At 64.7% G+C, this 24,184-nt stretch carries 23 protein-coding genes; 15 read left to right on the top strand and 8 right to left on the bottom strand.

The window, feature by feature from the left end:
* Positions 1 to 73: 73 nt before the first annotated feature.
* The 5 genes from IB279_RS15890 (at position 74) to IB279_RS15870 (ending at position 5,932) form a co-directional block, all read left to right on the top strand.
* Positions 74 to 1,585, top strand: a complete 1,512-nt coding sequence (locus tag IB279_RS15890) for a sugar ABC transporter ATP-binding protein (RefSeq protein ID WP_192339341.1) — start codon at positions 74 to 76, stop codon at positions 1,583 to 1,585.
* Positions 1,582 to 2,544, top strand: coding sequence for an ABC transporter permease (locus tag IB279_RS15885; RefSeq protein WP_192339340.1), 963 nt, complete (start codon positions 1,582 to 1,584; stop codon positions 2,542 to 2,544). Before IB279_RS15890 ends, IB279_RS15885 begins: the two co-directional genes overlap by 4 nt.
* 22 nt (positions 2,545 to 2,566) lie before the next feature.
* Entirely contained in the window at positions 2,567 to 3,508 is a 942-nt protein-coding gene (locus IB279_RS15880) for a sugar kinase (protein ID WP_192339339.1), read from the top strand.
* Between the two features lie 5 nt (positions 3,509 to 3,513).
* Entirely contained in the window at positions 3,514 to 4,794 is a 1,281-nt protein-coding gene (locus tag IB279_RS15875; protein ID WP_192339338.1) for a D-tagatose-bisphosphate aldolase, class II, non-catalytic subunit, read from the top strand.
* 121 nt (positions 4,795 to 4,915) lie between these two features.
* Complete coding sequence (locus IB279_RS15870; protein ID WP_034805926.1) at positions 4,916 to 5,932, top strand: LacI family DNA-binding transcriptional regulator; 1,017 nt, start codon at positions 4,916 to 4,918, stop codon at positions 5,930 to 5,932.
* Between the two features lie 79 nt (positions 5,933 to 6,011).
* On the opposite strand, the gene IB279_RS15865 is transcribed toward IB279_RS15870, so the two are convergent.
* Positions 6,012 to 6,629 (bottom strand): isochorismatase family protein, encoded by a 618-nt coding sequence (locus IB279_RS15865; protein ID WP_192339337.1) that lies wholly within the window; start codon positions 6,627 to 6,629, stop codon positions 6,012 to 6,014.
* Between the two features lie 125 nt (positions 6,630 to 6,754).
* On the opposite strand from IB279_RS15865, the gene IB279_RS15860 reads away from it, so the two are divergent.
* A complete protein-coding gene (locus IB279_RS15860; RefSeq protein ID WP_113504707.1) occupies positions 6,755 to 7,726 on the top strand; it encodes a GlxA family transcriptional regulator in 972 nt (323 codons plus the stop codon).
* 21 nt (positions 7,727 to 7,747) lie between these two features.
* On the opposite strand, the gene IB279_RS15855 is transcribed toward IB279_RS15860, so the two are convergent.
* From IB279_RS15855 to IB279_RS15835, 5 genes are all read right to left on the bottom strand, one after another.
* On the bottom strand, positions 7,748 to 9,010 hold the full coding sequence (locus IB279_RS15855) for an MFS transporter (RefSeq protein ID WP_113504708.1): 1,263 nt from the start codon (positions 9,008 to 9,010) through the stop codon (positions 7,748 to 7,750).
* Complete coding sequence (locus IB279_RS15850; protein WP_246801956.1) at positions 9,010 to 11,367, bottom strand: TonB-dependent siderophore receptor; 2,358 nt, start codon at positions 11,365 to 11,367, stop codon at positions 9,010 to 9,012. The genes IB279_RS15855 and IB279_RS15850 overlap by 1 nt, the downstream gene beginning before the upstream one ends.
* 211 nt (positions 11,368 to 11,578) lie before the next feature.
* Positions 11,579 to 12,529 (bottom strand): FecR family protein, encoded by a 951-nt coding sequence (locus tag IB279_RS15845; protein WP_060581063.1) that lies wholly within the window; start codon positions 12,527 to 12,529, stop codon positions 11,579 to 11,581.
* A 97-nt stretch (positions 12,530 to 12,626) separates the two neighbouring features.
* A complete protein-coding gene (locus IB279_RS15840) occupies positions 12,627 to 13,133 on the bottom strand; it encodes a sigma-70 family RNA polymerase sigma factor (protein WP_034805502.1) in 507 nt (168 codons plus the stop codon).
* Positions 13,134 to 13,346: 213 nt separating this feature from the next.
* Positions 13,347 to 14,264: a LysR family transcriptional regulator gene (locus IB279_RS15835; protein WP_192339336.1), complete on the bottom strand. Its 918-nt coding sequence runs from the start codon at positions 14,262 to 14,264 to the stop codon at positions 13,347 to 13,349.
* Between the two features lie 91 nt (positions 14,265 to 14,355).
* Here IB279_RS15835 and IB279_RS15830 point away from each other — a divergent pair, with 91 nt between their 5' ends.
* The 5 genes from IB279_RS15830 to IB279_RS15810 all read left to right on the top strand — a co-directional run bounded on the left by IB279_RS15830 (position 14,356) and on the right by IB279_RS15810 (position 18,795).
* Positions 14,356 to 14,763: a glyoxalase gene (locus IB279_RS15830; RefSeq protein ID WP_113504711.1), complete on the top strand. Its 408-nt coding sequence runs from the start codon at positions 14,356 to 14,358 to the stop codon at positions 14,761 to 14,763.
* On the top strand, positions 14,750 to 15,421 hold the full coding sequence (locus IB279_RS15825) for an SDR family oxidoreductase (protein ID WP_060644787.1): 672 nt from the start codon (positions 14,750 to 14,752) through the stop codon (positions 15,419 to 15,421). Before IB279_RS15830 ends, IB279_RS15825 begins: the two co-directional genes overlap by 14 nt.
* A 59-nt stretch (positions 15,422 to 15,480) precedes the next feature.
* Positions 15,481 to 16,581: an alkene reductase gene (locus IB279_RS15820; RefSeq protein WP_192339335.1), complete on the top strand. Its 1,101-nt coding sequence runs from the start codon at positions 15,481 to 15,483 to the stop codon at positions 16,579 to 16,581.
* A 41-nt stretch (positions 16,582 to 16,622) separates the two neighbouring features.
* Entirely contained in the window at positions 16,623 to 17,639 is a 1,017-nt protein-coding gene (locus tag IB279_RS15815; RefSeq protein WP_060581068.1) for a zinc-binding alcohol dehydrogenase family protein, read from the top strand.
* Between the two features lie 349 nt (positions 17,640 to 17,988).
* Positions 17,989 to 18,795: an arginase family protein gene (locus IB279_RS15810; protein WP_268088223.1), complete on the top strand. Its 807-nt coding sequence runs from the start codon at positions 17,989 to 17,991 to the stop codon at positions 18,793 to 18,795.
* 28 nt (positions 18,796 to 18,823) lie between these two features.
* Here IB279_RS15810 and IB279_RS15805 read toward each other — a convergent pair whose 3' ends face one another.
* Positions 18,824 to 19,873 carry a serine hydrolase gene (locus tag IB279_RS15805; RefSeq protein ID WP_034805481.1) on the bottom strand — a complete coding sequence of 350 codons (1,050 nt, stop codon included), beginning with the start codon at positions 19,871 to 19,873 and terminating at the stop codon, positions 18,824 to 18,826.
* A gap of 97 nt (positions 19,874 to 19,970) precedes the next feature.
* Entirely contained in the window at positions 19,971 to 20,543 is a 573-nt protein-coding gene (locus tag IB279_RS15800) for a TetR/AcrR family transcriptional regulator (RefSeq protein WP_112985521.1), read from the bottom strand.
* Positions 20,544 to 20,632: 89 nt separating this feature from the next.
* Between IB279_RS15800 and IB279_RS15795 the strand changes: the two genes are divergently transcribed.
* The 4 genes from IB279_RS15795 to IB279_RS15780 all read left to right on the top strand — a co-directional run bounded on the left by IB279_RS15795 (position 20,633) and on the right by IB279_RS15780 (position 24,171).
* The gene (locus IB279_RS15795; RefSeq protein ID WP_034805465.1) at positions 20,633 to 21,541 is read left to right on the top strand and encodes an SDR family oxidoreductase; all 909 of its coding nucleotides are present in this window, start codon (positions 20,633 to 20,635) and stop codon (positions 21,539 to 21,541) included.
* Between the two features lie 129 nt (positions 21,542 to 21,670).
* Positions 21,671 to 21,925, top strand: coding sequence for a hypothetical protein (locus IB279_RS15790; RefSeq protein ID WP_034805462.1), 255 nt, complete (start codon positions 21,671 to 21,673; stop codon positions 21,923 to 21,925).
* 333 nt (positions 21,926 to 22,258) lie between these two features.
* A complete protein-coding gene (locus IB279_RS15785; protein WP_060530479.1) occupies positions 22,259 to 23,248 on the top strand; it encodes a murein L,D-transpeptidase family protein in 990 nt (329 codons plus the stop codon).
* An 83-nt stretch (positions 23,249 to 23,331) separates the two neighbouring features.
* Positions 23,332 to 24,171 carry a L,D-transpeptidase gene (locus tag IB279_RS15780; protein ID WP_082566580.1) on the top strand — a complete coding sequence of 280 codons (840 nt, stop codon included), beginning with the start codon at positions 23,332 to 23,334 and terminating at the stop codon, positions 24,169 to 24,171.
* Positions 24,172 to 24,184 lie beyond the last annotated feature (13 nt).

Below are 24,184 nucleotides of genomic sequence, written 5' to 3'. Positions count from 1 at the left end.
CGGCAACCCATCAGGGTCCGTTTCCGTCCTCTGGCCGGAGGCGCTGCTCTCGGCTGACCTGAAGGAGGCCGCCATGTTTGGTTCGACCAGCGATACCATTCTCGAAATCGACAACGTCACCAAATCCTTCGGCCAGGTCGCGGCGCTGAAGGGCATGCGCCTCAAGGTTCGGCGCGGCCGGGTGCACACGCTGCTCGGCGAAAACGGCGCCGGCAAATCGACGCTGATGAAGATCCTCGCAGGGGTTCACGAGGCGACCTCGGGGGAAATCGCCCTCGATGGGCGCCCCTACCAGCCGCGCAATCCGCAGGATGCCGCCGCACTCGGTCTTGCCATCGTCTTCCAGGAACTCAGCCTCTGCAGCAATCTGACGGTGGCCGAAAACATTCTCGCCACCCGCGAGCCACGCCGCTTCGGCTTCATCAACGACAAGGAACTGGTCGTCAGGGCCCGCGCGATCGTCGCCGATCTCGGCCTGCCGATCGATGTCAGCGAGAAGGTCGGCAATCTCTCGATCGCCCAGCGCCAGCTGGTCGAGATCGCCAAGGGCTTAAGCCACGAGGCCAAAGTCGTCATTCTCGACGAGCCGACGTCGTCGCTCAGCGACAGCGAAGCCGAGATCCTCTTCGACATCATCGCGCGGCTGAAGAGCCGTGGCGTCGCGGTCATCTACATCTCGCACCGCATGGAAGAGATCATGCGGCTCAGCGACGACATCACGGTCATCCGCGACGGTGAATATGTCTCCACCCATGATCGCGACGACGTCACCATCGAGGCGCTGATCGCGCTGATGGTCGGCCGCCGCATGGACGAAATTTATCCGCCAGCGGCACACAAACAGAAGGCGGATGCCACGCCGGTTCTCTCCGTCGACGACCTCACCCGCGACGGCGAGTTCGAGAACATCTCCTTCGACATCCGGCCCGGTGAAATCCTCGGCTTCTTCGGCCTCGTCGGCTCCGGCCGCTCCGAGGTGATGAACGCGCTCTTCGGCATGAGGGCCGCGACCGGAACTGTGCGCTTCGAGGGGCAACCGGTCCGCTTCCGCTCGCCGGCAGAGGCAATCGCCCGCGGCATCGGCTTCGTCACCGAAGACCGCAAGGAAGAGGGCCTGGTCCTCAGCCACAGCGTCGGCTGGAACATCTCGATGGCGGCGCTCTCCGATTTCACCGGCCCGCTCGGCTTCACCCGCAGCCGCGCCGAACGCACGGCGGCAGCCCAGGAAGTCGGCCGGCTGGCGATCAAGACCCATTCGCTCGACACGCCCTCGGGTTCGCTCAGCGGCGGCAACCAGCAGAAGATCGTGCTCGCCAAGTGGCTGCTGACCCGGCCCAAGGTGCTGATCCTCGACGAGCCCACTCGCGGCGTCGATGTCGGCGCCAAGTTCGAAATCTACAAGATCATCCGCCAGCTGGCGGCCGAGGGGACGGCGATCCTGCTGATCTCCTCCGAGCTGCCGGAAGTGCTGGGAATGAGCGACCGCGTCGTCGTCATGCACGAGGGCGTCATCGGCGCAACGCTTTCCGGCGCCGAACTCAACCCGGAAACGATCATGGCGCACGCAACGGGATTTAAATCATGACGCAGCAATCCGAACTCCACGCCACCTTCCTGCGCGCCCTGAAACAGTATGGCGGCATCCTTTTGTCGTTGGTGATGCTCTGCGTCATCTTCTCCTTCCTCAACCCGCGCTTCATGTCGGTCGTCAACTTCATGAACATCCTGCAGCAGGTGGCCGTGGTGGCGATCGCCGCCTTCGGCATGACCTGGGTGATCCTGCTTGGTGAGATCGACCTTTCGGTCGGCTCGATCATTGCGGTTGCGGGCATGGTCGGCGCGCAATGTTTCGCCTTCGGCCTCGGCTTCGCGCCGGCGCTCGCCATCACGCTTCTTGCCGGCGCCCTGATGGGCATGCTGAACGGCGTACTGACGGCAAAGCTGCTGCTGCCATCCTTCATCGTCACCGTCGCGACCATGGGCATCTACCGCGGCATGGTCAGCCTGCCGACCAACGGCGCGCCGGCGATGATCGAGAACTCGACCTGGACCGCCATCGGTACCGAAAGCTTCCTCGGCCTGCCGATCATCATCTGGGTCGTCGCCGTGCTCTTCCTCGTCAACCACATCCTTTTGAGCAAGACGAGCTTCGGCCGCCGCGCCTATCTGACGGGCGGCAATCGCGAGGCAGCGGTCTACTCCGGCATCAAGGTCGACCGGCTGAAGATCACCATCTTCATGATCTCGGGCGTGATGGCGGCGATCAGCGGCGTGCTTCTCTCCTCCCGCCTGTTCTCCGCCCAGACCAATGCCGGCATGAGCTACGAGCTCGACGCGATCGCGGCGGCAGTCCTCGGCGGCACCTCGCTTGCCGGCGGCGTCGGCACCATGGTCGGCACGCTGATCGGCGCGCTCATCATCGGCGTCATGAACAACGGCATGAACATGCTGTCGGTCCCCTACTTCTACCAGCTCATCGTCAAGGGCCTGGTGATCCTGATCGCCGTCTGGCTCGACGTACGCGCCAAGCAGGCAAAGCGCTGATCTTTCCGAAGAGAACATACCCATGCACAAGATACTGACGATCGGCGAAATTCTCGTGGAGATCATCGCCACCGAAAAGGGCGACGGCTTTCGCCAGGCGACCCCTTTGATCGGCCCCTACCCCTCGGGTGCGCCGGCGATCTTCATCGACCAGGTCGGCAAGCTCGGCCAGGCAGCGGCAATGATCTCGCGCGTCGGCAACGACGATTTCGGCCACGTCAACCTTGATCGGCTCAAGGCCGATGGCGTCGACATCTCGGGTATCGCGGTCGATCCGCTCGGCACCACCGGCAGCGCCTTCGTGCGCTACCGCGCCGACGGCAGCCGCGCCTTCGTCTTCAACATCCGCCACAGTGCCTGCGGCACGATCCGGCTCGACGAGGCGACCCGGGCGCTGGTCGGAACCTGCAGCCACCTGCACGTGATGGGCTCGTCGCTCTACGCTCCAAGCGTGGTCGAGAGCATCATCGCCGCGATCGAGATCATCAAATCAGCCGGCGGCACCGTCTCCTTCGACCCGAACCTGCGGCCGGAAATCCTCGACAGCCCCGGCATGCGCGAGGCGCTGCAGGCGGTGCTCGCCAAGACCGACGTCTTCCTGCCGAGCGGACAGGAACTCTTCCTGTTCACGCAGGTAAAGACCGAAGCGGAAGCCATTGCCGAGCTGCTCGCCACCGGCATCAAGGTGGTCGTCGTCAAGCGCGGCGCCGAAGGCGCCAGCTATTTCGATCGTGAAACGACGCTCTCGCATCCGGGTTTTGCGGTCGAGGAAATCGACCCGACCGGCGCCGGCGACTGCTTCGGCGCGACCTTCGTCACCTTCTGGCTGAACGGAGCCAAGCCCGCTGAAGCACTGGAATTCGCCAATGCCTCGGGCGCGCGCGCCGTCATGATTTCCGGCCCGATGGAAGGCGCATCGACGCGCGCCGATCTCGAAACCTTCATCACCGCGAAAAAGGGCTGACCGCCATGCAACAGAACCTTCTGATCGACATCGCCCGCTGGTCCGAACGCCCCGGCCCGCGCGGCATACCCTCCGTCTGCTCGGCCCACCCGCTGGTGATCGAAGCCGCCATGCTGCGGGCGCTGAAGGAAAATGCCGCGCTTTTGATCGAGGCGACCTGCAACCAGGTCAACCAGGACGGCGGCTATACCGGCATGACGCCCGCCGATTTCACCCGCTTCGTCGCCGGGATCGCCGATCGTGTCGCCTTCCCGAAGGACAAGATCATTCTTGGCGGCGACCATCTGGGCCCGAACCCGTGGAAGCACCTGCCGGCGGATGTAGCGATGGACAAGGCCGAGACGATGATCAAGGCCTATGCCAAGGCCGGCTTCACCAAGCTGCATCTCGATACCAGCATGGGCTGCGCCGGCGAGCCGGTGGCTCTGCCCGATGCGGTGACGGCGGAGCGCGCCGCGCGGCTGGCGGCTGCCGCCGAAGCCGCTATTCGCGGCGAAAACCACACCGCTCCCGTCTACATCATCGGCACCGAAGTGCCGGTTCCGGGCGGCGCACTGGAAGAACTCGACACGCTGGAAGTCACCGCACCCGAGGCGGCGGTCGAGACCGTCTCCATTCATCGCCAGGCGTTTGAAAAGGCCGGCGCTGCCGACGCCTTCGGACGTGTCGTCGGCGCGGTGGTCCAGCCGGGCGTCGAGTTCGGCAACGAGAACGTGATCGCCTATGACCGGGCGAAAGCGGCGAACCTCAGCGCCAGCCTGAAACAGCTCGACGGCGTCGTCTTCGAAGCGCATTCGACCGACTACCAGACACCAGAGGCGCTGCGCGATCTCGTTTCCGACGGCTTTGCCATTCTCAAGGTCGGCCCGGGCCTGACCTTCGCTTTGCGCGAGGCACTCTACGGCCTCGACCAGATCGCCGCCTTCCTTTTCCCCGAGGCGCGCAAGCAGACGCTGGCGGCCGTCACCGAGGAAGTGATGCGCGAGGAGCCGGGCAACTGGGGCAAGTATTACCACGGCTCGGCGGAGGCCCAGCGGCTGCAGCGGCACTTCTCCTATAGCGACCGCATCCGCTATTACTGGCCGCATCCGAAGGTCGCGGCAGCCGTCGAAGAACTTCTGGCACTGCTTGACGGCGTCGTCATCGCGGAAACGCTGATCAGCCAGTATCTCCCCGGCAATTACGAGCGCGTGCGCGACGGTGAAGTCGCGGCTCAAGCAAAACCGCTGGCACTTGCTGCCGTCGATCGGGTTCTCGAGGATTACTTCAAGGCCTGCCGCGCTTAGCGTCAGGCCGGATGTTCGGTGAATATTTGCGAGCCGGTACTGCCTATCCCCTCGAAATGAACCTATAAACGAAATCAAAACAATATGGGGCACAGCGACCGTGGACAGACAGATCAAGACCATGGAGGATTTTTCGGAGTTCGTCGGCCTGTCGCGCCCGACGGTCTCGAAATACTTCAATGATCCAGGCTCGGTCCGCAAGAAGACCCGCGATGCCATAGAGGCTGCGATCAAGCAGTCGGGTTTTCGCCCGAACATCTTCGCCGTCAACCTGAACCGCCGCCGCACCAACATCCTCGGCGTCATCGTCCCGAACTCGACCGACCCTTTCTACATGGCGCTGACGCGCCGGATCGAACACATCGCCAACCAGGCAGGGTTCCTTGCCTTCGTGCTCTCCTCCGACGGGCGGCCGGAAATGGAAGAGCGGGCGATCGAGACCTTCAAGTCGATGAACGTCGCCGGCGCCATCATCGCGCCGCTCGGCGTGCAGTCGCATCACCGGACGCTGACGGCGCTCGGCGCCAGCATTCCGCTGATCTATGTGGACTCGCCACTCGACGACAGCTCGTCCTTCGTCGGCACCGACAACCGCCAGAGCTTCCGTCTGATGGTCGACTATCTTTGCCGCTCCGGCAGCCCGCCCTGCTACTTCGGCATGCCGCCGGTCAACAACAACGCGATGGCCCGGCGCGACGCCTATCTGGAAGCGATGCAGCAGCTGAAGATGGAGCCGGCACTGGTCGAAACCACGCCGAATGCCGCCTGGGATTTCGAAAAATTCGGCTTCGACGAGACGCTGCGCATCCTCGGCTCCGGCGGCTTTCCAACCAGGACGGTGCTTTGCGCCAACGACCGCGTCGCCTTCGGCGTCATTGCCGCCGCCTTCCAGTCGGGTCTCAAGGTCGGACGCGATGCCGATGCGGATCTGCGCGTCGCCGGCCACGACGACCATCCGCTGTCGCGCTACACCTGCCCGCCGCTGACGACGGTGGCGCAGAACTACAACGAGATCGGTCGTCTGGCGATCGAACTGCTTTTGTTCAAGCTCGGGGAAACCACCGACGACGGCGGCGCCTTCCCCGAGGACGAGCGCATTCTCTTGAGCGCCGAGATCATGCTGCGCGGTTCCGCCTAGCAAGGTCGGGCGACCCGTTCTGTCCGAATGCGACGTCTCAGAAGAGCGCGCTCCAGACAGGCCCGGTTGCGCTGCTCAATCAGGACCGGCGCGCCAGCGCCAGCACCTGATCGGTCGTCAGGATATCGCCGAAGGTGTCATCGATCGTCGCCAACGATGCGCGATGCAGCAGCGCATGCGGAACGACGTCACCTTCCCCCGTATCGAGATCGCGTGTGGCGCAGGCATCCGAAGCGACGATGACGTTGAAGCCGAGCGGCACGGCATCGCGCGCTGCACCGGCAACGCAGGCATGGGTCATCAGCCCTGACATGACGAGCGTATCGACGCCAGCCTGCCTCAACTGGGTGCCGAGATCCGTGCTGGCAAAGACGCTGACGGAGGATTTGCGCACCACCGAATGGTTGGCGGCGGGCTGAATGTCCCGGTGAAACGCCGAAGTCTCGCTGTCCTCGGCAAACACCGGGCTGCCAGCCGGCGTGACATGCTTGACGTGATAGACCTTCATCCCATCGGAATCGGCGCGCTGTATCAACCGCTTGGCATTGGCGAGCGCCTTTTCGCCATCGGGGATCGGCATGCGGCCGGCAAAATATTCGTTCTGGAAGTCGATCGCCAGCAGCGCCGTCTTCCTGGGATCGAGGCTGGTGGGGGCAGCGGCACCGGCGATCGTACGGATGGTCGGGTGTTGTGTCATGGGAGGTTCCTTTCGCGTTTCGACGCCCGCGAAGATCGTCAAAGCGGCCTCATCACGAAAGTGGCCTGAATGACAATATGTGATAGGTTCCGGCCAACTTCATTTGCTTGAGTATCGGCCAGCACATGCACACCGTCGCCATCGTCGCCTTCGAGGGCATCAGCCCCTTTCACCTCTCGGTGCCCTGCATCGTCTTCGGCGACGACCTGTTGAAGCTCGGCGCGCCACGTTACCGGCTTGTGATTGCCGGAGAAAAGACCGGTACCGTTCGCACCATGTCCGGTTTCAGCATCGAGGTGGAGCACGATCTCGCAAGCCTGACGGAAGCGGACACGATCATCGTGCCGGCCTGGAACGATGCGGGCAACCGTCCGTCGGAAAGCCTGCTTGAGGCGCTGCGCGACGCCCACGCCCGTGGCGCCCGGCTCGTCGGCCTCTGCCTCGGCACCTTCGTGCTCGCCGAAGCCGGGCTGCTCGACGGCCGGGCGGCCTCGACGCACTGGGCCTGGGCGGACGAATTCGAGCGCGCCTACCCGCAGGTCGCGCTGAACTGGAACGCGCTCTATCTCGACGAGGGCGATATCCTGACGTCCGCCGGAACGGCCGCGGCGATCGACTGCTGCCTGCACATCGTGCGCAGCGACCACGGCGCCGAGATCGCCAACCGCATCGCCCGCCGGCTGGTCGTCGCACCTCATCGTCACGGCGACCAGGCGCAATATATCGAAGCGCCGCTCCCTGCCCCCGGCAGCGGCGACCCGCTCTCAGCGACGATTACCTGGGCGATCGAACATCTCGACGAGCCACTGTCGCTCGAACGGCTGGCCGATCACGCCGGCATGAGTCTCCGCAGCTTCACCCGACATTTCCGCAAGAAGACGGGAACGACGTTCACGCAATGGGTTCTGGCGCAGCGGTTGGCGGTGGCGCAGCGCCTGCTGGAGACCGGCTCCTGTTCAGTCGATCACGTAGCGCAGATGGCGGGTTTTGGCTCCACCGTCTCCTTCCGCCAGCATTTCACCCGCGCCCTCTCCATCTCGCCAGCCAGCTATCGCCGACAGTTCCGCAACCGGCCAGCACGTGCATCCGCGCCCTGACCGGTCCCTTGCCCGTGTACATCAGGGAGCGCCGGCGTCAGGGCAAGGCGCGCTGCGCGTCGGCCGCATCGGCGGCCGCACGAGGAACGCCAGCAACGGCACCGCAACCGTTGAAACCCCTGCCGCGCAAATAAAGAAGGCGGAATAGCCGAACCGTTCGGCGATCCAGCCGGCGCCCAAGCCCCCGGCCATGCTGACAAGGCTGTCCATGCATTGGAACAGAGTGAAATCGACGCCCGCCTGGCGCGGATCGGCCCAGCCCATGAACTGTGCATAGAGCGCGACGAAGCCGATCGCCATGACGCCGGAGGAACTGGCGACCGCAAGCGTCATCACCAGCGGTCGCGAGACATCGCCGGAGGCGCCGACATAGGCGAAGGCGACCAGCATCGTCACCTGCAGGAGCAGCGCGCCGATCAGCACGGCACCGGTACCGCACAGGCGCACGAGCAGACCGCCGAACAAGGCCCCACCGAAGCCGACGAGCATGCTGCCGACACCATTGAGCATACCGACAGAGGCGAGATCGAACCCGTAGTCGATCAGGAAAGGGCCGAGCATGGCAAGGCCCCATTTCTGCGCGGACACATAGATCGCTGCGAGCAGAAGGCCTTTGCGCACCTCCGGCCGGGCGAGCGCGGCCTTGAGCGACGGAGTGTGGCTGCGCGCCTCGTTCGTCGGGCGCGAACCGGGCCCGAGCAGGAAAGGCAGACCGAGCCCCAGCACGACGGCGGCCATGATCCACACCGCCGGGGCCCAGCCGAGCCGATCGACGAGCACGAGGAACAGGCCGGCACCGATCGCCGAGCCGACATAGGAGCCGCCGACTTGGGCGGCATTGCCCCAACCGTGATGCTCTTCGGCGAGCGTCTCGACCGCAAAACCGTCGCAGGCGATGTCGACGGTCGAGGTGAAGAGCGCGATGAACACGAGGCAGGCGAGAACGGGGAAGAGCCGCTCCGGGCCGATGAACCCGAGAACCGCCAGCATCAGCGCCGACAGCGTGCCGCCGACGACAATGATGACCGCCGAGCGGTTGCGACCGACCACCGGCAGGCGGAAACGCTCCACCTGCGGAGACCAGAGGAACTTCAGCGCCCAGGGCAGCACCGTCAGATAGACGAGGCCGATCTGGTCGAGCGGGAGGCCCTGCGTCCGCAAGACCGCGGGCAGGCCGAGCATCGTCAGCCCGCCGATCACGCTCTGCGCGACATAGAGCCCACCGACCGCGAAGAAGATCGCGGCGGGCGACGGCCTTGGCTGGACTGCCTTTTCCGACGCCATCAGAAGCGGTAACGCAGGCTGGCGACCACCTTGCGGCCTTCGTCGAAGTAGCAGAAGCCCGTTGTGCAAAGCTGCTCGACTTCGTCGAAGAGGTTGGTCGCATTGAGCTGAAGCCGCACGCCCTCGAAGTTCGGATTGGCAGCGCCAAGATCGTAGCGCACCGAAGCATCGACAAATGTGCGCGCCTGGTTGTTGAGGACCGGCGTGTGGACGTTGTCGCCGAAGCTCGAGCCGACATAGCGCACGCCTGCGCCGACCCCGAGCCCTTCGAGCGGTCCGGACTGCACCTCGTAGTCCGCCCACAGCGAGAACATGTGGTAGGGCGAGGAGTTCAGCTGGTTACCGAGCGTTTCCGACGTCAGCTTGGTGATTTCGACGTCGTTGTAGGAGTAGGACGCGATGAAGTTCCAGCCGTTGTCGAGCGAGGCCGTGCCCTCGAGCTCGAAGCCGCGTGACTTCAGATCGAGCTGGCGCAGGAGGTTGAGACCCGATGACGTCTCGTAGACGGTGGCGTTTTCCTGGTCGATGTTGAAGACCGCGGCCGTAATCGTCGCGTTCTGGCCGGGGATCTCGTACTTGACGCCCGCCTCCCATTGCTTGCCGAGCGTCGGCATCGCCGGCGTATCGGTGCCGCCTAGATTGAGGATCACGCCCGGGTTGGAAACGAAGGCCGTCCCGTAGCTGACATAGGGCATCATGCCATTCGGCAGCACGTAGCCAAGGGCGGCGCGCGCTGTCGTCTCGCTGTCGTCGCGGTTGAAGCGCCTTCCGTCGACGGAATATTTGTTGTCCACCCAGTCGTGGCGCAGGCCCGCCGTCAGGCGCCAGGCCTCATACTCGATCTGGTCCTGGATGTAGATGCCGATGCCGCTTTGCGACTGCTTCTGGGTCGAAGTCAGCTTCGGCACATAGGTGAAGTCGTCGGTGAAGAGATCCGGCCCGCTGCCCTGCTGCGAGGTATACTTCATGTAGCTGTAGTCGATGCCGGCGATCAGCTGGTGCGCAGCGGCACCCGTGTCGAAGTCGAACTTCAGATAGGTGTCGCTGGCAAGGCCGCTGTTGTCCTCGACGGTCAGGCCCGGATACTTGGCGAACACCCATTCCTGCCGCGTCGAAATGTCGGAGTAGCGCAGCTTGTGGAAGAGCGTGACGCTGTCTGTGAGCTCATGCTCCAGCTCGTAGCCGATGCGCGCCTGCTTCTGGGTGAAATCGTTGAAGCGGGCGTCGCCGCCATAGGTCGGGATCGCGCCGATCGACTTGCCGTCCGGCCCGTAGCGGTTGAGGTAGCCCCAGGTGCCGCCGGTGGTCGAATCCATGTACTCGCCAAGCAGCGTGAATTTGGTGCCCTCATCCGGCTGCCAGGTGAAGGCGGGCGCGATGAACAGGCGGTCGTCCTTCACCGCCTCGATCTCGGTGCGGCCGTCGCGCGCAAGACCCGTCATGCGGTAGAGCATGGTGCCTTCGTCGTCGAGCGGTCCGGAAACGTCAAAGGCGCCCTGCACGCGACCGAAGGAACCGTATTGCACCTCGACCTCGCGCAGCGGGTCGCTGGTCGGGCGTTTCGAGACGATATCAACGATACCGCCAGACGAGCTGGCGCCGTAGATGGAGGCGGCCGGGCCGCGCAACGTGGCGATTGCCTCGACGCCATAGGGCTCCAGCCGGAACAGGCCGTTGGGGCTTGCGATCTGGCGCATGCCGTCGCGGAAGATGCCGGTCAGCGTCAGGTCGATGCCGCGTACCTTGAAGGCGTCGAAGCGCGGCTCGGCGCCGTACTGGCCGACGCGGGCGCCGGGCGTATAGTTCAGCGCCTCCATCAGGTTCTGGGGCTTCAGGTCCTGCAACTGTTTCTGGCTGATCACCGACATCGACTGCGGCGTCTGCATGACCGGCGTATCGGTCTTGGTGGCGATCCTTGCGGATTTCGCCACGTAGCCGTCGGTCTCGACGATGCCTTCGGCGCCGGTCCGCTCGCCGGTCGCGGTGATCTTTTCCAGTTGCGTTGCGCCATCCCTGACGACGGCGCCGGTGGTGATCGTCGCGTCCGCCGGATCGAAGATCTGCACGGTCGTTGCGCTGACGATGCGGAAGCGAAGCCCGGTCCCGTCGAGCAGTTGCACAACCGCCGCCTCGGTCGCGAGCCTGCCTTCAACGCCCTTGGTCACCTTGCCGCTGGTGAGCGCGCTCGGATAGAGCAGGCGCAGGTCGGCCTGCCGGCCGAGCTTGAGAATGCCCGTTTCAAGGGAGCCCGCGGGAACGGAGATCGCTTTGGACGCCGTGATCGCGGACGGTGCCGCCGTCGCCTGCGCCTGCACTGCGCTCGCGCAGGCGATGAAAGAAACACTGGCGAGCGCCAAGCATGCAAAAGACCGGCGTCGCGATCCACGACCCTGCAAAATTCTCATCCGAGATCCCCTACTCCAACTCCGGGCGGGCCACCTCGAACCAGGTGCAGCGCCGCCACTGCTGACTAAGAGTGTGGGGAGCGCGTTCTCCTGACGTCACCGAACGATTTTTGTCAGAAAAGATTCTTGTAAGGCGCGAAACCGCCTTGCCGCCGGCGTCAACCTAACGCGACTGGACGAGGACCATGAGGCCCGAGAGCCGCAAGACACGGAGCGGCAGACTGGCTTCGAGAACGCTCAGTGCGTCGTCGGTATCGTGCAGATCGAAGATGCCCGACACTTCGAGCGCGCCGGCCTTCTCGTCGATGAGCAGGATCCGGCCGCGGCGGTAGCGCTCGAGCGTCGAAAGGACCTCACGGAGCGGCCGACGGGAGAAGACAAGCTTTCCGTCGCGCCAGGCCGTCCCGGCGGCAACATCCGTCTTCGTCAAGGACAGGCGACCCTGCCGGTCGATCGTTGCCGCTTCGCCGGCGCCGAGGATGGCTTTCTGCCCGGCCGCCTCGACTTCGACACGGCCCTCCTCCACTTTAACGTCGGCCGCTCGGTCCGCCCCCGTCGCGCCAACCGAGTAGCGGGTTCCGAGCGCCGTCGCGCTGATCGAGCCGTCTTCGACCACGAAGGGCCTCTGCGGATTTTTTGCGACGGCAAAGAACGCCTCGCCGCGCAGCAGCCGCACCTTTCTTTGCCCCTGATCATATCGGACGACGAGCGCCGTGTCGGTGTTGAGATCCACCTGCGTCCCGTCCTCCAGCGCGATGCGCCTGACCTCGCCGACACCGGTGTAGTAGTCGGCGCGCCAACGGGCGCCATAGGGCGTCGCCAGCGACAGGATCGCGACGCCTGCGGCAAGACAGAGCCCGACAAAGCCACCGACGCGGCGGCGGCGCTGTGCGCGCAACTGCCCGAGCCGCCCTTCGGGGATCGGTACCTCGCCGAGATCGCTCCATAATGCCCGCAGTTCTTCGTAGGCCGCCCGATGATCCGGATGCTCGTCGAGCCAGCGCTCGAATGCCTGGCGGTCGATAACGGTCGCATCCTCGGACTGCAGTCGCGCAACCCAGCCGGCAGCCGCTTGCAGAACGCTGTCATCGATTGTCTGGCGATCGCCACTCATTCCTGTCTTCCGGTCGAACTGAAAATGCCTTCGGGCGGTCCCAAAGAATCGCTCCCATCATCTTAGAGTTGAATGGATGGTTTTGCCTGATGTCGGCTCAGAAAATAATTTCGGCGCGCATTTTCCGGCATTCGAGCAGCGCCCGGATGATGTGCTTTTCGACCATGTTTCTCGATATGCCGAGCTGCTCGGCAATCGCGCCGTTGCTGAGGCCGTGCAGGCGGCTGAGGATGAAGACCTGCTGGCAACGGTTCGGAAGCCCCTCGATGGTGCGCGCCATGATCAAAAGGCACTGGCGGGCGTTGACGATGCGATCCTGGATCGGCCTGTCTTCGGCATGCTCGATGCCGTCCTCGTCGGCAACGAACAGCGCCTGCTCGCGCGCGGTGCGCTCGGCGGCGACCCGCGCGACGGAGCGCGCGACCTGGAACAGATAGGCTTGCGGGTTCTCGATCAGCGTCGAGCGCGATGCCTCCAGCATGCGCATGAACGTTTCCTGCGTGGCGTCGACGGCATCCTCGCGACTTCTGAGGCGGCGGCTGAAGAAACGGCGTATCCTGCCCTCTTCCCGTTCGTGGAGCCCCTGCACCATCGCATCGGTCATCAATCTGCCTCTCCATCGCGGGAGCCGCGCGGCCGCCGCCGGAACCAGCGGTGGCGCCGTGCGCCACCTCTTATGTTGAATGTGTTACTCATGTTTTATAAGTGAAGCCGCGCGCGACCGCAATGCGCTGGCATGCCGCATTGGAAAACGAGGGGCGATACTGTTGCACGACGGCCACGTCGGCAGCGGCCACGGGCGGACGAGTCGCCGGCCCTATGCGTCTCCAATGCGCGTCAGGACAGTCTCGATCGAACCGAGTTCCGAAGCGATCCGCTCGATCAACAGCCGCACCCGGCGTGGCTGGACGCTCGCCGGCGGATAGACGATCTGCAACCCGGTTTCGCCGACCGCAAAATCCTTGAGAAGCTCGACCAGCGCGCCGGAGGCCAGGTCCTCGGCGATGTCCCACACCGACTTCAGGGCGATGCCGTGCCCCGCCCTGCACCACGCCCCCACCAGTCCGCCGTCATTGGCGACGCGACGCCCGCGCACCATGACCTTGTGCGGCTTGCCATCCACCTGAAAGGCCCATTCGCGGTCGAGATTGGCGCCGAAGCGCATGACGATGCAGTCGTGGCGGGAGAGATCGTCGGGATGCTCCGGCCGGCCCATAGCTTCGATATAGGACGGCGCCGCACATACGACGCGCCGGTTCTCCCCGAGCGACCGAGACCTCAGCGTGCTGTCGGCAAGCACGCCGTGCCGGATCGCGAAATCCATGCCCTGGCCGACCAGGTCGAGGTAACCGTCGGTGAGATTGAGATCGACCGTCACATCGGGGTGCTCCGCGAGAAAGCGATCGAGGATCGGTACGATGTAGCGCCGCCCCATATCCTCAGGCGCGCTCAGCCGGATCGGCCCCGAGATCGTGCGCGTGCCCGACCGGATGCCGCTCTCCAGTTCGTCAGCCTCCGCCAGCAGCCGGCGGGCGCCGTCCACCAGCAGGCGGCCCTCCTCCGTCAGGCTGATCGCCCGCGTCGTGCGTTTCAGAAGTGCGGCGCCATAGTGGGCCTCGAGTGCTGCCAGCCGCTCGGAGACGGAGGCTGGCGACAACCCCATCTCGCGGCCGGCGGCGGAAAGCCCGCCCTTTTCGACGATCAGAAGAAACAGAGCCAGATTGTCGAGCAGCATCTTTCGCTTTCTCCGAAATATAATTTTGGAAATAAGCCAATTATCCGGATGCGCCGCAAGCGCTAAATTTGCCGGCGAAAGGAGACGCGTGATGCACATCGACCACGTCACCATCCGCACCACCGATATCGACGCCACACGCGCGTTCTTCGAGACGGTCTTCGACCTGACCGTCGGCGAGCGTCCGGCAGCTATCCGCCGAATCCCCGGCTGCTGGCTCTATGCCGGAGGCAAGCCGATCGTCCACCTCATCGGCAGCCGTGGCGTGGGCTTCGAGCGTGCGGCCGAAGCGATCGATCATGTCGGCTTCCGGTTCGAAGGCTACGCCGCCTTCCGCGCCAAGCTCGACCGGCTCGCCATTCCCTATTCGACCATGGACCTTGCCGACATCGGCGAGCGGCGGCTGTTCCTGCGCGCGCCCGGCGGACCGCTGCTCGAAGCCGTCTTTTGTGAACCCGTCCCCACCCTTCCTCCGGAGAATGACCATGACTTTCACTGACACCACCGTCTCCGTCGTCATCGGCGGCACCAGCGGTATCGGCGCCGCCGTCGCCAAGGCGCTTGCCGAGCGCCCGGGTCGGGTAGAGATCGCCAGCCGCGCCACCGGTCTCGATCTTGCCGATGCCGCGGCAGTGGTCGCCTATTTCCAACAGCTCGGTCCGTTCGATCACCTGATCGTCACGGCTGGCTCCTCGGCGCCGGGCGGCACCGTCGTCGATATCGACCTCGAAGCAGCCAAGGCCGCCTTCGACGTCAAGTACTGGGGCTCGATCCTGCTTGCCCGCGAGGCGGCCAAGAGCATTCGGCCCGGCGGTACGATCACCTTCACCTCGGGTTTTCTCGCCCGCCGAACGGTGCCGGGCACCTTCGTCAAGACGGCGATGAACGCGGCACTCGAAGCAACCGCCAAGGTGCTGGCCAAGGAATTGGCACCGCTGCGGGTGAATGTCGTCAGCCCCGGCCTGACGCGAACGGAAGCCTATGCCGGCATGGCCGGCGAGGCGCGCGACGCGATGTTCGATCGCGCCGCTGCAACACTGCCTGCCGGCCGCGCCGGGCAACCGGAAGATATCGCCAGCGGCTATCTCTTCGCCATCGACAATCCCTTCGTCACCGGCTCGGTCATCGACATCGAAGGCGGCGCACTGATCAACTGACGTGCCTCCCCGTGCTTGGCCCTGCCGCTATGCGACTGCCCCTCACAAAGGATCTCACCATGCCATCGCTCTTTTCTCCGATCCCGCTCGGGTCCTTGACCCTACCCAACCGTATCGCGCTTGCGCCGATGACGCGGGCGCGAAGCAGCCAGCCGGGCAATGTGCCCAACGCCCTGATGGCCGAGTACTATGCCCAGCGCGCCTCGGCCGGCCTCATCGTCACCGAGGCCACCCAGATCTCGGCGCAGGGCCAGGGCTACTCGTTTACACCCGGCATCCACTCTCCCGCGCAGATCGCCGGCTGGCGGCTCGTCACAGAAGCCGTACACCGGGCCGGAGGCCGCATCATGCTGCAACTCTGGCATGTCGGCCGCATGAGCCATGAGAGTTTCCACGACGGCGGACGCCCGGTCGCACCGTCTGCGATTTTGCCGGACGCAAAGGTCTGGGTGGCCGATCCAGAAACCGGCATCGGCGCGATGGTCGACATCCCCTTGCCGCGCGCCTTGGAGCTGAGCGAGATCGCCGGCATCGTCGAAGATTTCCGCCAGGCGGCGGCCAACGCCATCGAAGCCGGCTTTGACGGCGTCGAGATCCATGGCGCCAACGGCTACCTGATCGACCAGTTCCTGCGCCGCTCGTCCAACCGGCGCGACGACCGCTATGGCGGCCCGGCCGAAAACCGCATCCGCTTCCTGGTCGAGGTCGCCGAGGCGGTCGCCGGCGAGATCGGCGCCTCCCGGGTCGGCATCCGGCTGTCGCCCTATATCACCCAGCGCAACATGAAGGACGACGAGATCATCCCGACGATCCTGAAGGCCGCGGGCGAAATCGACCGCATCGGCCTTGCCTATATCCATCTGGTGGAAGCCGACTGGGACGATGCGCCCGTCATCCCCGACGACTTCCGCCGCGAGCTGCGCGCCACCTATTCCGGCCGCATCATCGTCGCCGGCCGCTATGATCGTAAGAAGGCCGAGGCGATCCTTGCCGCCGGTCTTGCCGATATCGTCGCCTTCGGCCGCCCGTTCATCGCCAATCCGGACCTGCCGCGCCGACTGAAAGACGGGCTGCCGCTCGCAAGCTTCGACGGGGCCACGCTTTTCGGCGGCAGCGCCGAAGGCTACTCTAGCTATCCGGCACTCGAGCGCGTGGCATGACCGCGGCAATCACACCTCTTCACCCCACAAAGGAGCAACTCATGAAAGCTGTCGCCCTCACCCGCTATCTCCCGGTTTCCGACCCGGAGAGTTTCCTCGATGTCGAGCTCCCGAAGCCGGAGCCCAAAGGGCATGATATCCTGGTCGCGGTCCGCGCCGTCGCGGTCAATCCCGTCGACGTGAAAATGCGCGCGCCGAAGGACAAGGTCGAGGAAACGCCGCGCGTGCTCGGCTGGGACGCAAGCGGCGTGGTCGAGGCCGTCGGTGCTGATGTGACGCTGTTCCAGCCGGGCGACGCCGTCTACTACGCCGGCGACCTGACTCGATCGGGATCCAACCAGCAATATCAACTGGTCGATGAGCGCATCGTCGGGCGCAAGCCGAAGAGCCTGTCCTTTGCGGAAGCGGCCGCCCTGCCGCTGACGACGATCACCGCCTATGAGGCCTTCTTCGACCGGCTCGGCATCGACCGGGACGGCGCCGACCACGGCCAGTCGATCCTCATCGTCGGTGGCGCCGGCGGCGTCGGCTCGATCGGTATCCAGCTGGCAAAGCGCGCCGGCCTCACCGTCATCGCCACCGCCTCGCGGCCGGAAACCATCGCCTGGGTCAAGGAACTTGGCGCCGACCACGTGGTCAGCCACCGTGAACCGCTGGTCGCGCAGGTCCGCGCGCTCGGCTTTCCCCATGTCGACCACATCGCCATCTTCAACGACATGCGCCACTGGGACGACGCTGTCGAGCTGATCCGGCCGCAAGGCGGCATCGTTTCGATCGACAACACCGACGTGCCGATGCCGATGGCCGGCATGAAGACCAAGGCGGCGAGCCTGCACTGGGAGTTCATGTTCGCCCGCCCGATGCACCAGACGCCCGACATGATCGAACAGCATCGTCTGCTGAGCTTCGTCGCCGACGAGATCGATGCCAGACGGCTGAAGACGACGCTTGCCGAGGTGCTGTCGCCGATCAACGCGGCGAACCTGCGCGAAGCGCATCGCCGCATCGAAACCGGCGCTGCCAAGGGCAAGATCGTCATTGAAGGCTTTGCCGGCTAAGTGCACCAGCTGCCGATTTAAACGAAATCGCTTGCCGCGACATAGATTGCGGCAAGCACCTGTCACCTCTGAAATTTCCGCGGCACCCGCGCCGCGCCAAACGGCCGAGCGACATTGGCGATCGCCGCGACCCGCGTCGCCATGTGCACGGCAAATCGCATCAACGCTCGCCTCGATGAAATTGCGATCGCGGCGCGATATCGATATATCCACGTAGATATATCGAATCTTCGAGGCTTCCCTTTCAAACCAATCCCGCAGATCCCCTCGAAAACGCTGAAACAGGCGGGCTTTGCAGGTGCGCCCAATACCGGCGTTAACGCCCACCGAAAATGCAAGGAGAATGCCCGTGCCCTATGAACTCGTCGTCTCCCAGGGACGCATCGCCGACAGAACGTCCGGCGCCATCCCCGGGGCGGCCCTGACGGCCGAAGCGCTGAGCAAGCGCACCGGGCTGCAGCCGACCGTTATCGGCAGCCCGTCACCGGCAAAGGAAGACGACTGGTCGGCAAGCCTGCCTGAGGCCGGGGAGACCCTGGCCGCTTTGCAGGCGGCGATTGCCGCAACACTTGCGCGTGGCAACAAACCACTTTTCATCGCCAATACCTGCTCCGCCAGCCTTGCGACACTGCCGGTCGTCGCGCGGGAACGCGCCGACGCGGTCTTGCTCTGGTTCGATGCCCATGGCGATTTCAACACGCCGCAGACCACCGAAAGCGGCTATCTCGGCGGCATGGTGCTGGCTGCCGCCTGCGGGCTCTGGGAGAGCGGCCACGGCAGCGGGCTGCACCCGGCAAAGGTCGTCATCGTCGGCGCGCGCGACATCGACCCCGCGGAGATGGATTTGCTGCGGCAGGCAGGCGTGTGCATCCTTTCGCCGACAGAAGCGACGCCGGAAGTCATTCTTTCGTTGATCGGCGATGCGCCGGTCTGGATCCATGTCGATTGGGACGTGCTCGAGCCGAAGCATGTGCCGGCCGCCTATGCGATCGGCGGAGGCCTCTATCCGCAGACCTTGCGCGCCATCTTCGCGGCAATCCCGAAAGAGCAGATTGCCGGCATCGAGCTCGCGGAATTCGAGGCGTCTGAGGCGGCGCTGAAGAATGAAGCTGCGATCGAATGCCTGCTTGGCGTCGTGGAACCGTTGCTGGCTTGACGCGGAGCGGCGTCGAGCCGGCGCCCTGTCACCCGTCCGTTTCCGGATCGGCCTTTACATTCGTGATGATCTCGCCGAGCACCAGATGCAGCGCGTCGCGGTAGCCGTTGCGGGCCGACGGCCCGCTTTCGGCCGATGTCATCACCACCGTCAGATCCAGGTTCGGCACGATGTAGAGCATCTGGCCGCCATAACCCCAGGCGAAATGCACTTCTTCACCGGCGATCTGGCGCTCGAACCAGCCATAACCGTACTCGTCGCCGGAGAAGCGCGAATTGGTTCGATGCTGCCAGGAGGCCGCGACCCACCCTTCCGACACCAGTTGCTGGCCTGACGCCGTGCGGCCGCCATTGCGATAGAGTTCGCCGAAGGCAAGCAGGGAGCGCGGGCTCATCGCCATCTGGTTGCCGCCAAGGTAGATGCCTTGCGGATCGCGATCCCAGGCCCCGATGCGGAAGCCCTCGAGCGGCCCCAGCCACGCGCGCGCGAGCGCCAGGGTCGACTTGCCGCTGACCTTCGTCAGGATCGCCGAAAGCAGATGGGTCGAGGCGGTGGAATAGAGCATCTCACCACCCGGATCGTCGTCGAAGGGCTGGGCAAGCGCCGTGCGCACCCAGTTCCGGCTGGCGACCCATCGCCCATAGTTCGGGCCCGAGAGACGGCCGAGCCCGGCCTGCATCGAAAGCAAATGACCTATGGTGATGTCGTTGATGCGCGGATCAGGCGAGGCCGGCAGGTCCGCCTTCAGGATCGGCGCGATCTTCTGCTCCGGACCTTCGAGCAGCCGCTTGTCGATGGCGATGCCGACCAGCGCCGAGATGATCGATTTCGACGCCGACTTGATGTTGGTCGAGTCCGTCACGCGGTTGCGGCCGTAACCACGCTCAGCGACGATCTTGCCGTCGCGGGCGACGATCACGGTCTTCAGGGGATCAAGCTCTGACCGTGAGGCCAGTTCGTCCAGCAAGGCCGAAATCGGCGATGGCGTCTGAGCCGCGACCGGCAAGGCGACAAGCGTCGAGACGACGAGTGCCAAAGTGGAGATGCGGGCAACGAGGACTGCGACAAATCTGATCATGGATCAGCATCTAAGACCAGCTTGCGCCGCCGTCATCCACCGCACGGCCATCTCACGGCGATTTGACAGACCGGTGAGCACGCCACTGCCGCAGTTGTCAGCCTGCCGGCCGTCTCGCAAAAGCTTCGACGAAGCGCGTCAGGCTCTGCTCGACAAAGACCGTGACCGGCACCTGCGGGTCGAAGCTCCACCAGAGCAAGGATCCCTGCCATTGCGACGCCATCAGCAGACCGAGCCCCGGGCTCGCAGCGGGAAGGCCGGCGAGGCATTCGTCGAGCACGCCTGCGAGCACGTCGCGCCACTTTGCGCCGCGGGCACGGAGCAACGGATCGCGCAGGTCTTCCCGCAGAATCCTGAGGTCGTCGGCATAGCTGTCGATACCGCCATAATCGCCCGAGAGGCCGACGAGCAGTGCGATGGCGCCCTCCGGCGTCCGCGGTACGCTCGCCATCAGCTCCGCCGTCTGCCCGTCCAGCCCGTCCCAGGCCTGGCTGAGCGCCCGCTGGATCAGCTTCGCCTTGTTCTCGAAGCGCTGCACCAGCGTGGCGCCGGAAAGGCCCGTACGTGCAGCCAGCGCCGCGAAGGTCAGGCGATCTGGACCATCGGCCCGCATCAATGCGAAGGCGGCGGCCAGCAGCTCTTCGTCAGGCATGGTTTTTGGGCGAGGCATCTTGACTCTCATTTATAACCGAACAATCATTTATATATCACCCGAGCAAGAAAACGCCAGTCGGCAAGCGGCCGCGAAGGAGAAGAATCATGACACTCGAAGGAAAAGTCGCCCTCGTCGCTGGCGCGACGCGCGGCGGCGGGCGCGGCATCGCGACCGAACTTGGCGCCGCCGGCGCCACTGTTTACGTAACCGGCCGCACCACGCGGCAACAGCAATCCGATTACGGGCGTCCCGAAACGATCGAGGAAACCGCCGAGATCGTCACCAGCCTCGGCGGCAAGGGCATTCCCGCCCAGGTCGACCATCTGCAGCCGGCGCAGGTACAGGCGCTTGTCGAGCGCATCCGCAGCGAACAGGGACGGCTCGACATCCTCGTCAACGACGTCTGGGGCGGCGAGTTGCTGTTCGAGTGGAACAAGCCGGTCTGGGAGCACAATCTCGAAAACGGGTTGAAGCTCCTGCATCTCGGCGTCGATACGCACCTGATCACCGCCCACTATGCCCTGCCGCTGATGATCGAGAAGCCCGGCGGCCTCTTGGTCGAGGTGACCGACGGCACCGCCGAATACAATGCCGAGAACTACCGGCTGTCGCCGTTCTACGACCTTGCCAAGGTTTCAGCGAACCGCATGGCCTGGGCCCACGCCAAGGACCTTTCGCCGCACGGCGCAACCGCGGTTTCGATCACGCCCGGCTGGATGCGGTCGGAGATGATGCTCGAACATTTCGAGGTCGGTGAAGACAACTGGCAGGACGCCACAAAGAACCAACCGCACTTCGTCATTTCGGAAACACCACGTTTCGTCGGCCGCGCCATCGCGGCGCTCGCGGCCGATCCGGACAAGTCCCGCTGGAACGGCCAGTCGCTGTCGAGCGGCGGGCTGGCGCAGGTCTACGGGTTTTCCGATCTCGACGGCTCGCGGCCCGATTGCTGGCGCTACATGCGCGAGGTGATGGAGGCGAACAAGCCGGCCGACGCAACCGGCTATCGTTAGGCGTTGCCGCCAAAACCCGTCACCGGCAAACTTGAAACGACGGGCGGCCTCCTATAGTTCGGTGTTTCGGGCAACCAAGCGCCGCCGCCCGCCATCCGGATGTGGCAGCGCTATCGAGTGTGATTGAACATGGCATCGCGGGATCGGTATTCGAGAAAGCTGGAATGCGCCAAATGCGGAGCCGCCGGCTTCGCCGAAGCGTCGGAAAACGACAAAGGCAAGGGCAGCAATCGCGGCTTTACCATCGACGTGATGCCCAAGGGCTTCTCGACTGAACGCACCTCTCCCGACCCCGCCAAGCACATGGTGCGCTGCCGCTGCGGCAACGTCTTTGCCTTCAAGCAGAAGACCGTCTATGCGCCCGGCAGTGAGCCGCGGGACTGACGCATCGGGACTTTTCCGGCGCCCGCGTTGAGAAAAAATTCACCATCTTGTCTCAACATCGACCCAATCGGCGGTCAGCTATGGCAGCGCGCGTTCAAAAATTTTTGATCGCGAGCGCCAGGGACAAAGGCTTGCAGCCAGGGCTGTCACCGCTTAATCGCTGAACTTGAGGCTGAACCGAACTGCGTCGAACGCAACCGGCCGGCACACACGCCACACGAAGGACGCTTGGTGGCGGAAGCATTTCCAGGAGCCCGCATGCGGCGCGAGACGATCAAGAGCCCTTCTTCCGAGACACCTCAGGCCGGCAGGATATTCGCGCAGGTGCGACGGATGCGGCATGCCTTGGCGATCGGCGCGATGGCCCTGGCGCTGTCCGGCTGCATGGCGCTCGACGCCGACGACGTGCGCGAGCCACCGCCGATCCCGGCCAAGCTGATCGCCGCCATGGCGAAGAACGGCAGCAAGCCGGAAAGCCCGGTGTTGATCCGCATCTTCAAGCAGGAAAGCGAACTCGAAGTCTGGAAACAGAATAAGCAGGGCCAGTACGCGCTGCTGAAGACCTATCCCATGTGCCGCTGGTCGGGAAAGCTCGGCCCGAAGATGAAGTCGGGCGACCGCCAGGCGCCGGAGGGCTTCTACCACGTCTCCGCCGGCATGCTGAACCCGAAATCGCAATATTTCCTGTCGTTTAACCTCGGCTACCCGAACCGGCTGGAATCGGCGCTCGGCTACACCGGTGAAGCGCTGATGGTGCACGGCGCCTGCTCGTCGTCCGGCTGCTACGCCATGACCGACCAGGGTGTCGGCGAAATCTATTCCGTGGTGCAACGCGCGCTCGCCGGCGGCCAGGGCACGTTCCAGGTTCAGGCCTATCCCTTCCGCATGACGGCGGAGAACATGGCCAAGCACCGCGGCGACCCGAATTTCGACTTCTGGAAGAACATCAAGCAGGGCTACGACATCTTCGAGGCGACGAAGCGTCAGCCGAAGGTTTCGGCCTGCGGCCGCCGCTACGTCTTCAACACCGATTTCGCCGATGGCGAACCGTCCGACCCGCTTGCCGCCTGCCCGGCGGCGATCTCCACGCCCGATGCCGGGCTGGTGGCGCGACTGCAATCGGAGGACGCGAAGCTCGCCGGCATGATGACCAACCAGACGTCGGCGCCGCTGAACGCCTATGTCGATGGCGGCATGCATCCGAGCTTCCGGGCGCTTCTTGAGAAAAACGGTGCTGAAAAGCTGGCCGCGAAGATCTCGGGAACTAAGTATCCTATCAGCCGACCCGAAGCGGCGCTGGCGGACCCCTACGCCGGCCTGTGATCGTTCCGTCGGCTGGCGACGCACAATTGACTTAAAAGGTCGGTTGCATCGCCGGTAGCGAATAGAGGACGATCGAGGATTACATGCCCGAAAGAGAGTTCCGCCGCCGCGCCTTCCTGCAGCTTTCCGCCGGGTTGGCGGCCGTTGGTCTCGCCGGCTGCGCCTCGCCGCGGCCTACTGTGACGCGCTCCTATGCGCCGGAACCGGTTCCCGAGACCAACACGTTCCTGGCCGACATGTACGGCGAGAAGCCGAACGAGCCCTACCCGCTGCCGGCCATTCCCTACGAGAAGATCGATCCGCGCTTCTACCGCCAGATGGTCGCCGATCCGACCGGCGAAAAGCCGGGAACGCTGGTCGTCGACGTCGGCAGCCACTTTCTCTATAGGGTCTATGAAGGCGGCCAGGCGATGCGCTACGGCGTCGGCCTCGGGCGTGCCGGTTTCGCCTGGGCCGGGCGCGGCGTCATCCAGTACAAGCGCGAATGGCCCCGCTGGAAGCCGCCGAACGAGATGGTGGCGCGCCAGCCCGAGCTGCAGCAATTCAGCATCGAGGCGGGCGGCATGGATCCCGGCCTCAAGAACCCGCTCGGCGCCCGCGCCATGTACATCTTCCAGAACGGCGAAGACACGCTCTACCGCATTCACGGCTCGCCGGAATGGTGGACGATCGGCAAGTCGGTGTCGTCGGGCTGCGTGCGCATGATCAACCAGGACGTCGTCGATCTCTACAACCGCGTGCCGAACGGCACGCCGATCGTCGTCACCGATCTCTCGGGCGGCGGCATGGTGCAATCGCAGCCGATGCAGGACGCGCAGCCCCTGCCGGATGGGCAACCATTGCCGGACTCCCAGCCGGTGCAGCGGTCGCCCGACTATATGCTGATGGGGCCGGACGGGCTGCCGCTTCCGCAGCCACTTTGAGGCAATCCGTCCG

It is taken from the genome of Ensifer sp. ENS06 (genome assembly GCF_014852205.1).
GTDB classification, from domain to species: domain Bacteria; phylum Pseudomonadota; class Alphaproteobacteria; order Rhizobiales; family Rhizobiaceae; genus Ensifer; species Ensifer adhaerens.
The sequence above is the reverse complement of the archived record's forward strand: the minus strand, read 5'-3'. Positions and strand labels throughout refer to the sequence as shown.

What these genes read in the sequence shown, in the direction of transcription:
- IB279_RS15890 (WP_192339341.1), top strand. Translation starts at nt 74, where the DNA reads ATGTTTGGTTCGACCAGCGATACCATTCTCGAAATCGACAACGTCACC.
- IB279_RS15885 (WP_192339340.1), top strand. Translation starts at nt 1,582, where the DNA reads ATGACGCAGCAATCCGAACTCCACGCCACCTTCCTGCGCGCCCTGAAA.
- IB279_RS15880 (WP_192339339.1), top strand. Translation starts at nt 2,567, where the DNA reads ATGCACAAGATACTGACGATCGGCGAAATTCTCGTGGAGATCATCGCC.
- IB279_RS15875 (WP_192339338.1), top strand. Translation starts at nt 3,514, where the DNA reads ATGCAACAGAACCTTCTGATCGACATCGCCCGCTGGTCCGAACGCCCC.
- IB279_RS15870 (WP_034805926.1), top strand. Translation starts at nt 4,916, where the DNA reads ATGGAGGATTTTTCGGAGTTCGTCGGCCTGTCGCGCCCGACGGTCTCG.
- IB279_RS15865 (WP_192339337.1), bottom strand. Translation starts at nt 6,629, where the DNA reads ATGACACAACACCCGACCATCCGTACGATCGCCGGTGCCGCTGCCCCC.
- IB279_RS15860 (WP_113504707.1), top strand. Translation starts at nt 6,755, where the DNA reads ATGCACACCGTCGCCATCGTCGCCTTCGAGGGCATCAGCCCCTTTCAC.
- IB279_RS15855 (WP_113504708.1), bottom strand. Translation starts at nt 9,010, where the DNA reads ATGGCGTCGGAAAAGGCAGTCCAGCCAAGGCCGTCGCCCGCCGCGATC.
- IB279_RS15845 (WP_060581063.1), bottom strand. Translation starts at nt 12,529, where the DNA reads ATGAGTGGCGATCGCCAGACAATCGATGACAGCGTTCTGCAAGCGGCT.
- IB279_RS15840 (WP_034805502.1), bottom strand. Translation starts at nt 13,133, where the DNA reads ATGACCGATGCGATGGTGCAGGGGCTCCACGAACGGGAAGAGGGCAGG.
- IB279_RS15835 (WP_192339336.1), bottom strand. Translation starts at nt 14,264, where the DNA reads ATGCTGCTCGACAATCTGGCTCTGTTTCTTCTGATCGTCGAAAAGGGC.
- IB279_RS15830 (WP_113504711.1), top strand. Translation starts at nt 14,356, where the DNA reads ATGCACATCGACCACGTCACCATCCGCACCACCGATATCGACGCCACA.
- IB279_RS15825 (WP_060644787.1), top strand. Translation starts at nt 14,750, where the DNA reads ATGACTTTCACTGACACCACCGTCTCCGTCGTCATCGGCGGCACCAGC.
- IB279_RS15820 (WP_192339335.1), top strand. Translation starts at nt 15,481, where the DNA reads ATGCCATCGCTCTTTTCTCCGATCCCGCTCGGGTCCTTGACCCTACCC.
- IB279_RS15815 (WP_060581068.1), top strand. Translation starts at nt 16,623, where the DNA reads ATGAAAGCTGTCGCCCTCACCCGCTATCTCCCGGTTTCCGACCCGGAG.
- IB279_RS15805 (WP_034805481.1), bottom strand. Translation starts at nt 19,873, where the DNA reads ATGATCAGATTTGTCGCAGTCCTCGTTGCCCGCATCTCCACTTTGGCA.
- IB279_RS15800 (WP_112985521.1), bottom strand. Translation starts at nt 20,543, where the DNA reads ATGCCTCGCCCAAAAACCATGCCTGACGAAGAGCTGCTGGCCGCCGCC.
- IB279_RS15795 (WP_034805465.1), top strand. Translation starts at nt 20,633, where the DNA reads ATGACACTCGAAGGAAAAGTCGCCCTCGTCGCTGGCGCGACGCGCGGC.
- IB279_RS15790 (WP_034805462.1), top strand. Translation starts at nt 21,671, where the DNA reads ATGGCATCGCGGGATCGGTATTCGAGAAAGCTGGAATGCGCCAAATGC.
- IB279_RS15785 (WP_060530479.1), top strand. Translation starts at nt 22,259, where the DNA reads ATGCGGCATGCCTTGGCGATCGGCGCGATGGCCCTGGCGCTGTCCGGC.
- IB279_RS15780 (WP_082566580.1), top strand. Translation starts at nt 23,332, where the DNA reads ATGCCCGAAAGAGAGTTCCGCCGCCGCGCCTTCCTGCAGCTTTCCGCC.